Origin of the sequence: uncultured Gimesia sp. (genome assembly GCF_937910335.1) — a bacterium.
Lineage (GTDB): Bacteria > Planctomycetota > Planctomycetia > Planctomycetales > Planctomycetaceae > Gimesia.
This window is the reverse complement of the sequence record NZ_CALEMX010000099.1, coordinates 1-8,848: the sequence shown is the minus strand read 5'-3', so window position 1 is coordinate 8,848 and position 8,848 is coordinate 1. Positions and strand designations below refer to the sequence as shown.

Below are 8,848 nucleotides of genomic sequence, written 5' to 3'. Positions count from 1 at the left end.
ATAATCGCTATCGCGCTCGTGATGGCAATGATGTGTGGGGTGGCCGGTCCATTCTCGCGTTTACGGACGATCAAACCAACGCGGTTGTCTTGCAGCACGAGCTGTCAATGCTCGATGTAATGACGATGAATCGGGATGCCCGTATCTGGGCCATCGCCAAAGGTCAGGACATTAAAGTTGACGACAGCAATGTGCCGCAGCCTGTTAAGGTGATCTCGAATGTTGGTGGAGGCAGTAAGAGTTCCAGCGCGATCAAAGAGGGGAATCTCAACTACATCAGTGGTGAGGAAGGCATCAAGCATATGGCCGTCGCTGATGGTTTTGAGGTCAGCCTGTTCGCCGATGAAAAACAGTTTCCTGAACTGGTTAATCCTGTGCAAATGCAGTTCGATACCAAAGGCCGTCTTTGGGCCGCTGTTTGGCCGACTTATCCCAAGTGGGAACCGTTAAAGGAGATGGACGACGCGTTGATCATCTTGCATGATGATAACAAAGATGGCAAAGCGGATCGGGTGACTGAATTTGCTCGTATCCAAAATCCACTGGGATTTGAGTTTTGGAATGGCGGTGTCCTGGTTGCCTCCGCGCCGGAAATTGTGTTCCTCAAAGATACCGACGGCGACGACGTGGCCGATGTCCGCACCGTTTTGTTGCAAGGTCTTGATTCTTCAGATACCCATCACGCTGCGAACAATTTGATCTATGGTCCTGATGGTGCCATTTACTGGCAGAGCGGCGTATTCATGGTGCATAACCACGAGCACCCATGGGGGCCTTCTCTTCAGGCTGGCGAATCGGCCATGTATCGCTTTGATCCACGGCGTTTCACGATCTCGATGCATGCAGTCAATTCACCCAACCCGCACGGTATCTCGTTTGACTACTGGGGTTATCATTACGCAACCGATGGCACCGGAGGCCGAGCGTATCAGGTTCGTCCTGATAAAGCCGGGTTCAAAATGTACGAACTATTGAAGAAAGAAGTTCGCCCCGTGACTGCCAGCGAAGTGATCAGCAGTGCTCACTTCCCTGAGTCAATGCAAGGCGACTTCCTGATCTGTAACGTGATTGGATTTCTTGGTATCAAGCACTATGACCTGGCGCGCGACGGCGAAAAAGGTACTGTATGGGGCGAGCCTGCCGGTGACGATCTTACGGTCAAGAGGCTGAACGCCGACGGCTCCAAGACGGATGATAAATCAAAAGGTCTGATGATGAGCGGAGACAAGAATTTCCGCCCCGCTGATGCGATTTTTGCTCCCGATGGCTCGTTGTATTTCTGCGACTGGCACAACGTGATCATTGGCCATATGCAGCACAACGTTCGCGATCCTAACCGCGACCATGCACATGGCCGTATTTACAGAATGACTGCAAAGGGACGTCCTCTGCAAAAACCGGTTGCCATTGATGGCCAGCCGATTGCCGCATTGCTTGATAATTTGAAATCACCCATCGATGGAATTCGCCATCGTACCCGAATTGAATTGAGTGAACGCGATACGAATGCAGTGATCGCGGCCACGAAGGAGTGGATCAAGCAATTTGATCCGAACAAGAAAGAAGATGCACATCACTTACTCGAAGCGCTCTGGTTACATCAGCAACACAACGATCGTAATCTTGAATTACTGGGGCTGCTTTTGAAGTCTCCCGAGCCGCACGCTCGTATTGCTGCGAATACGGTGAAGCATTTGTGGTTCAACGTCGAAAGTACTATGCGTGGCGGAGTGATTGCGGAATCTGAGGAAGCTGCGACACAAAAGTCAGGCATTCTCAGCGATACACCTGAACTCACGACGATTCGCATTGGTACGATTCGCGAGCGCATGAGATACGATGTGACGAAACTCACCGTGAAGCCTGGCAAGAAAGTGAAACTTACGTTTGCCAATCCAGATTATATGCCTCATAACATCATGCTTGTGAACCCGGGTAAAGCAGATGAAGTTGGTTTGAAGGCGATTGCTTTGGGAGCCAGCGGATTTTCAGTCGGGTTTGTGCCAGAGAGCAAAGAAATTCTCTGGGCCAGCAAACTCGTCGACCATGGTCAGGAAGAAGTGATCGAATTCACCGCTCCCACGAAGGAAGGTGCGTATCCTTACATTTGCTCTTTTCCCGGCCACCACATGCTGATGCGTGGAATGATGTACGTGACCAACGATCTCAAGGAGTTTCTCGCTAAAAATCCGGAACAGGAAACAAAGATTACTAAATGGAAACTGGCCGATCTGGATAAAGACGTGAAACGTGTAGGTCAACATCGGACTTTTTCCAGAGGGAAGGAGCTGTTCACGAAACTTGCCTGTGCACAGTGCCACAAACTGGATAAGAACAGCGTTACCATCGGCAAAAATCTCTCCATCGGTCCCAATCTTGACGAAGTTGTGAAGAAGCATAAGAACGACGCCAAAGCAATTTTGTCGGAGATTCTGGAGCCCTCCCGCAAAATTGAGGACAAGTACAGAACGGTACTTCTCGTACTGGAAGATGGACGGAGTCTCAATGGGAACATTGTCTCTGAAGATGAGACTTCAATGACAATTGTAACGGGACCACCCCAGGTGAAGGAGCAGAAGGTTCTAAAGAGTGCTATCGAATTCCGACGTACCTCTCCCGTCTCCATCATGCCGGCCGACTTGCTCAATACGCTGGACAAAGAACAGATTCTTGATCTGCTCGCGTACGTGCTCTCAGGAGGAAACGCAAAAGACGCTGCATTCCATCATCATCATTAACCACTGTCAGCGTTTTATGCCCAAACTCTATCGCATCAGGTGTATGGCCATCCCCTGGGAACGACCAGCTTCCGCTTTACGAAGTTTAGATGAGCCAGGGCAGCATGGCTTGTGCGAATGAGAGCACCAGGAAGAAACCGCACATATCAGTGAGTGTAGTCAGGATTGGTCCGGAGGCCAGAGCGGGATCGAGTTTGAAGCCTTTTAGTACCAGTGGAATCACTGCGCCCAGGCAGACCGCCATCAGGGTGTTGACGGCCAATGCACTACCAATCACCAGCCCTAAATAGGGGTTACCCTTCCAGAGGTAGGCTACGAATCCGAGTAGTAATCCGAGAGCGAGACCGTTCAGCAATCCCAATGCGAATTCTTTACGGAAGACGTAGAACCAGTCGCGCGGGCGAATGACACCCAATACGAGTTCCCGTGTACTGACAGCAATGGATTGGTTGCCACTGCAGCCGCTCATGTCGGATACGATTGGCAGAAAAACGGCCAGCGCGATCACGCTCGACAGAGTTTCCTCATACATGGCGATAATACTGGCTGCAATTATATTTAGCACGATGTTAATGCTGAGCCACGATAGTCGCCGCGCGCTGCGGATTTTCAATGACAGGCTGCGCAATTCTTCGCCCCCCATAATTCCGGCAAAACGGAGAAACGTTCGGCCTGCCTGTTCTTCACTTGCTTTTTCCACATCATCTCGACGCACCACGCCAATTAGTTTTTGATCTTCGTCGATCACCGGAAGACCATAGAGTGGGTGGGAGTCAAAATAGTGCTGTAGATCTTGCAGGCTTGTAGAAACGGGTACGCTGGTCGGATTCCTGATCATCATTTCCGAAATCATACGCTGTGGAGGTGCGAGTAACAGATCTCTTAAACCCAGGACTCCCATCAGTCGATGCTCGTTATCGATCACATAGCTGTACTGAACGTCGTAAGCAGCATACTTTTCTGCATTCTTGCGTAAATCAGACACGACATCATCGACGGTCAGCGACTCTTCAAACGAAAGCAATTCGGTGATCATCAGTCCGCCAGCACTGAGATCATTGTATTGTGAGAGAAAGCGAACATTCTCTGCTTCTTCGGGAGCCATCTCCTGCAGGATAGCCTCGGTCTGCACATCCGAAAGCTGATGAAGCAGGTCAACCTGTTCGTCGCTATGCATTTCATCAACGATATGAGCGGCTTGCTCAGGCGTTAAAGCCGAAAGTAACTGACCGGCTTGCACTTCCGGAAGCGATTCCATCAGGCGTGCCGCATTTTCATGGTCAAGCAGCCCGAGAAAATTCTGCTGTTCGGAATGCGAGAGACGCGCCATCACGCGCGCATCCTCTCCGGGTGGTAGTTCCTTCAGAAAGTTTTGGGCTGCATCGGATTCCTCGGCCGCTATAATTCGTTCGAGTAGTTGCCAGGCATTCGGTTGCTCTGCGTTATCACCTGTTGTGGTTTCGGTTGGTTCACGCATTTCGTAATCTCCATTCCTGCGACTCGTTTAACAACTTCATTTGAATCTGAAGCGAAGTAGTCTCTCAAAACACTCAGACTCATTGAGTACTGCAGAAATCAAACTCTCTGCATGCGAAAGTTTCACCTGTTTCCGAAAGTGTAATAAAACGGCACGTACCTCGATCACTGAAGTAGTGACATCTTTGTTATAGTCTTGTGAATGGAATATGACTATGTTCAGAATGGGCGGTTTATGTATTCGGCTCTTCCCCGAGCAGCAAAGTTCCGAAAAGAAGACTCATCTCGGGGAGATTCAGATGAGCTCGGCGATGGGCGTTCCGTGGGGAAGAATCGGCATGGGGCGCCCACTGCGATCGAGAAATTCGTGATGATGATCTATTCCCAGGAAGCGATAGACGGTTGCCAGGAGGTCGTTCGGATCAAGTTTATTATCCTTTGCGTATTCTCCTTTGGCCGTAGTTGAACCGATCACTTGTCCCATGGGGGCACCGCCGCCTGAGACCAGAACTGACATCGCACCGGGCCAATGATCTCGGCCTGGTTGCATCACTTTGCTGCGTGTGCCGGGTTGTACGGTGATACGAGGAGTGCGTCCAAATTCACCGGAGACCACCAGCATCACTTTTTTATCAAGCCCTCGAGCATAGATGTCTTCGATTAAAGCGGCGACCGCACTATCAAAATGGGGCATGCGAACTCCGAGATCGTAATACAAATCACCGTTGATGGCGTGGATATCCCAGTTACCATGGATCCGGTTTTTCTGAGTACCGGGGACATCGGGATTGTTCATATACATGGTGACAAAGCTGCTGCCTGCTTCCACCAGACGTCTGGCAAGTAAAGCGCGTTGTCCCCATTTATGGCGACCGTAGCGGTCACGGGTGGCATCACTTTCGCGCGTGAGGTCAAACGCCTCGCGGGCTTTTTCGCTCGTCAACAGTCCCAACGCCTGTTGATTGATGTCATCCAGAGATTCCATTGAGCCTTTCAAGTCGATATCTGATCTCAAATTATCGAAAGCATTCAATAAACTCATTCGGTCATTCAGTCGGTTTTTCAAGCCATTGGCGAGTGATAGATTTGGTACCGAATAACCCGGCGCACCAGGGTTGCCTCCGACGACAAAAGGCATCGCCGATTCCCCCAGGTAGGCACTTCCCCCACCATAGGCTCGAGCGGAACTGGCAACATAATTGGGGACGCCTACATTTCTATGCTCACGCATTTTCGCGACAACAGGGCCGACTGTGGGAAATTCAGAAATGGGATTGACGCTCTGTGTTTTTCGACCACTCAAGAAGCGAACGGAACCCCGCGCGTGTTGTGAGTCTTCATGTGAGATAGAGCGAATGATTGAAAATCGATCTGCGACTTTTGCATGTTTGGGCAAGAGCTCGCAGATATCCAGGCCTGGGGCATTCGTCGCGATAGGACTGAGCTGGCCGCGATAATCGCTGGGAGCATCGGGTTTCATGTCATACGTTTCCATATGACTCGGTCCACCCAGTAACCAGATGAAGATGACTGCAGTGTCGTCGTTCTTATTCTGAGTGTTTGCTGCTGCCAGTGCACGACTTTGGAGCAGGTCTGATAATCCGAGACCACCCAGGGCCAGGTAACCAGATTCCAGAAAACTACGCCGGGACATTGGGCCGGGACAAAAAATAGAACCAGTCTGATCAGGACTCATGAGAAAACCTTTGGTCAAATTCAAAGCGGCAGGAGTTCACTCAACCTGTTTACAGGAGGTCTCGAAGATTACTCGGTGGGTTTCGTAACTTTACTAATACTAGTATAATCGACAGAATGACACACAACAAGCAGAGAAACAGACAAATAAAGTCGGTTATTTGCAGAGAGGATTAGTGATACCGCTCCGGGAAATCAATAAAATCTTACGAATGGGTAGTCGCACAGTGATGAAACCAGTTGTCCTAATGAGTGAATCAATTTGAATTTCACCATCGTCATGAGATTGGTTGTTTTGGAGTGTTACTTCGTTTGTCGTTTTTCCGAAATGATGAAGCCCCTTTTTGGTTTGGCATTAAATGAGGAGACGTGTGATGCTAATTGTAGGCCGCGGCAGATTATCGATGTTTCTGGTGGTCCTGTTTCTCTGTTTGAATACTCAGCCAGAAAGTACCATTTCTGCAGAACCAAGTACCACGTATTCGATGACGGTCGATTTAGGCCAGGATCTTGGCCAGAGTTTTGGTTCGTTGTTTGAAGTACGTGATAAAGACAATCGGGTCATTGCGGGTGCCGGCTTTCTCGATGTTTATAACACGCGTTTTCGAAGTGACAGACATACCTTACAATTCTTTGTTCGGCCACAGAACGCTCCCGATCAATTTAAGGTCGCTCGTTTGCCTCATCCCGATTTGGATTGCGGAATCTATTTGATCGACTTGAATCAAAAAATCAGGGCGTGGAGTAGAGCGGGGAAAGACTCGGTTCGCTTGTGGGATGCGGAAAGTCAAAAATGGAGCGATGCACCGATTCCACAAACAGGTCAGGTTCGGTCGGGCGATGGCATCATGCGAGTCGGTAAAGGGACGTTGACCTTTACAGGAAATCAGGTGGCCTACAATGATCGGGTGATTTTAAATCCGCCGAAACAGGGTACGTATTACAACTTTTACTACGCTTATGGTCATTTGTTTTTTTATCATACCCACAGAAAAGACAATGGTGGTTTTACAAAAATCTATGCCTGCCCATGGACCAGCGATTCCCAGGGGCCGATTAATTTGAAGCAAGCCGTCATTTTAGATGCGAAGTACGTAGGAGCCACTCCGTTTGCCTGGGGGCAATATGGGGATGAAGTATTAACGGTTTCGAATTATGGCGGTGTCTATGTGTTTCGTGACAATCACTGGAGTACTTTACAGGCCGCGCAAAAAGGGGTCAGTTTTCAAGTATATTCAATGATGAATTTTCATGACCGATTGCTGCTGGCGCAATATCCGACGGGCGAATTATTTGAATATCAAGGCAAGGAATTAAAACGATTGAAAGGCTGGCCACCGAAGCTACCAGAGGTGTCATCGGGCGCACGCGAGGCACAGACACTGGCCATTTACAGGGGTGATCTGATTGTGGGTGTATGGCCCTGGGCTGAAGTCTGGCGCTACAACCTTGATGAAAAGAAATGGCACTCAATGGGGCGTTTGTTTACTCATCCCGAATTAACAGACAAAACAACGCATCCTTATGAAGCGGAAGCCAAACGGTTTAAATTAGTGACCAATCATTGGGGACAACGTGTAACGGGCATGGTTCCGTTGGGCAATTCACTCATGCTTTCGACTTCGAGTAAAGGTACGTATCAATGGTTTGACAAGTATGATTTTCTGACAGAACCGCAGCGAAAAGAATACGGGGCAGTAATTCAAATGGAGATGCCGGGAAACCTGGCTGCGCAAATCAAATGGAAGGATCGTGCTGTCAAACTGGATTTTGTCATTGAAAAAGATCAAATCCTCATTCGCCAGGAGGGAGAAGTTCTGGCGAAAGCAAACTATCAGTCCGATGATTCAGAAGCGTTCCAAAACGCGACAGTGAAATGGGGGGATGGCGTATTTGGCAAGCTCAATGGCAAGATTATATCGAAGCAGATTTTGAAATCAAAAAGCCAGTAAATCGACTGTCTACATGGAATCAAAAAAACCGATCGTGTAAACGATGGGAGCAATTTCTATTTCCTCAGTTTGGAAAAAACGATAATGTCAGACACACATATTCATCCCCGGAGGTTTCAAGATCGTGTGGCCTTAGTGACCGGAGGCTCGCGTGGGATAGGACGTGCCTGTTGCTTACGCCTGGCAGAAGAAGGAGCCCGCGTCGCCATTAGTTATCTCAATGGCAAGGAAGATGCCGAGGAAACCCTGCGACAGATTGAGGCAATTGGGGGAGCAGGCATCATCGTTCAGGGGGATGTCTCCTGCAGTGAGCAGGTTGATCAAATGGTAAGCGAAGTAGAAACCCAATTGGGCGAAGTCGAGCTGTTGGTGAATAATTCGGGGATCTTTATTTACCAGTCGCACACGGAAATGGATGAAGACTCATGGCGTCAAATGCTGGATGTCAATTTGACGGGGACATACCTTGTCACCTGGCGTGTTAAGGATGGCATGTTGAAACGCAAATTTGGTCGGATTGTGAATTTGAGCTCTCTGTCGGGCCTACAACCTCGTCCCATGTCAATTGCGTATGCGGTCAGTAAAGCGGGCGTAATCTCTTTCACGCAAAGTACGGCGATCGCCTGGGCAGCCGACAATGTTCGTGTGAATGCGGTCGCTCCGGGTTTGATCGAGACGGAAATTTTATCGGGCGTCAATCAAGGTGATCTCGAAAAAATCATTCAGGCGACACCAATTCCACGCATGGGTGAACCAGCAGAAGTGGCGTCGATGGTGGCGTTTCTTCTATCTGAAGAGAGTAACTTTACAACAGGTCAGACGCTCGTCCTCAGTGGCGGACGAGGCATGTTGCCGTAAAACGATGTGCGGTGGCACTCTCAACTGGAAAAGGATTCAGGCATTTTCAAAGTATCAGACTGACTGTCAGGAAATATCATGATACGAATCAAGTGGATACTCACTCTCTGCATTTTGACTCTGCTCTCG

General features: G+C 49.2%; 5 protein-coding genes. 3 read left to right on the top strand and 2 right to left on the bottom strand.

What is annotated here, in order from left to right:
• Positions 1-2,738: PVC-type heme-binding CxxCH protein (locus tag Q0668_RS03970; protein ID WP_298860151.1), on the top strand; the 2,738-nt coding region annotated here is incomplete at its 5' end.
• An 85-nt stretch (positions 2,739-2,823) separates the two neighbouring features.
• Here the strand turns inward: Q0668_RS03970 and mgtE are convergent.
• Positions 2,824-4,215, bottom strand: coding sequence for a magnesium transporter (mgtE, locus tag Q0668_RS03965; protein ID WP_298860149.1), 1,392 nt, complete (start codon positions 4,213-4,215; stop codon positions 2,824-2,826).
• Between the two features lie 294 nt (positions 4,216-4,509).
• Positions 4,510-5,910 carry a DUF1501 domain-containing protein gene (locus tag Q0668_RS03960; protein ID WP_298860148.1) on the bottom strand — a complete coding sequence of 467 codons (1,401 nt, stop codon included), beginning with the start codon at positions 5,908-5,910 and terminating at the stop codon, positions 4,510-4,512.
• 373 nt (positions 5,911-6,283) lie between these two features.
• Here Q0668_RS03960 and Q0668_RS03955 point away from each other — a divergent pair, with 373 nt between their 5' ends.
• Both Q0668_RS03955 and Q0668_RS03950 read left to right on the top strand, forming a co-directional pair.
• On the top strand, positions 6,284-7,861 hold the full coding sequence (locus Q0668_RS03955; protein WP_298860146.1) for a hypothetical protein: 1,578 nt from the start codon (positions 6,284-6,286) through the stop codon (positions 7,859-7,861).
• 84 nt (positions 7,862-7,945) lie between these two features.
• Positions 7,946-8,719 carry a 3-oxoacyl-ACP reductase family protein gene (locus Q0668_RS03950; RefSeq protein WP_298860143.1) on the top strand — a complete coding sequence of 258 codons (774 nt, stop codon included), beginning with the start codon at positions 7,946-7,948 and terminating at the stop codon, positions 8,717-8,719.
• The last annotated feature ends 129 nt before the right edge of the window (positions 8,720-8,848 follow it).

Bases quoted from the DNA above. Each gene is read 5' to 3' on its own strand.
- Q0668_RS03950 (WP_298860143.1), top strand. From the start codon at position 7,946: ATGTCAGACACACATATTCATCCCCGGAGGTTTCAAGATCGTGTGGCC.
- mgtE (WP_298860149.1), bottom strand. From the start codon at position 4,215: ATGCGTGAACCAACCGAAACCACAACAGGTGATAACGCAGAGCAACCG.
- Q0668_RS03955 (WP_298860146.1), top strand. From the start codon at position 6,284: ATGCTAATTGTAGGCCGCGGCAGATTATCGATGTTTCTGGTGGTCCTG.
- Q0668_RS03960 (WP_298860148.1), bottom strand. From the start codon at position 5,910: ATGAGTCCTGATCAGACTGGTTCTATTTTTTGTCCCGGCCCAATGTCC.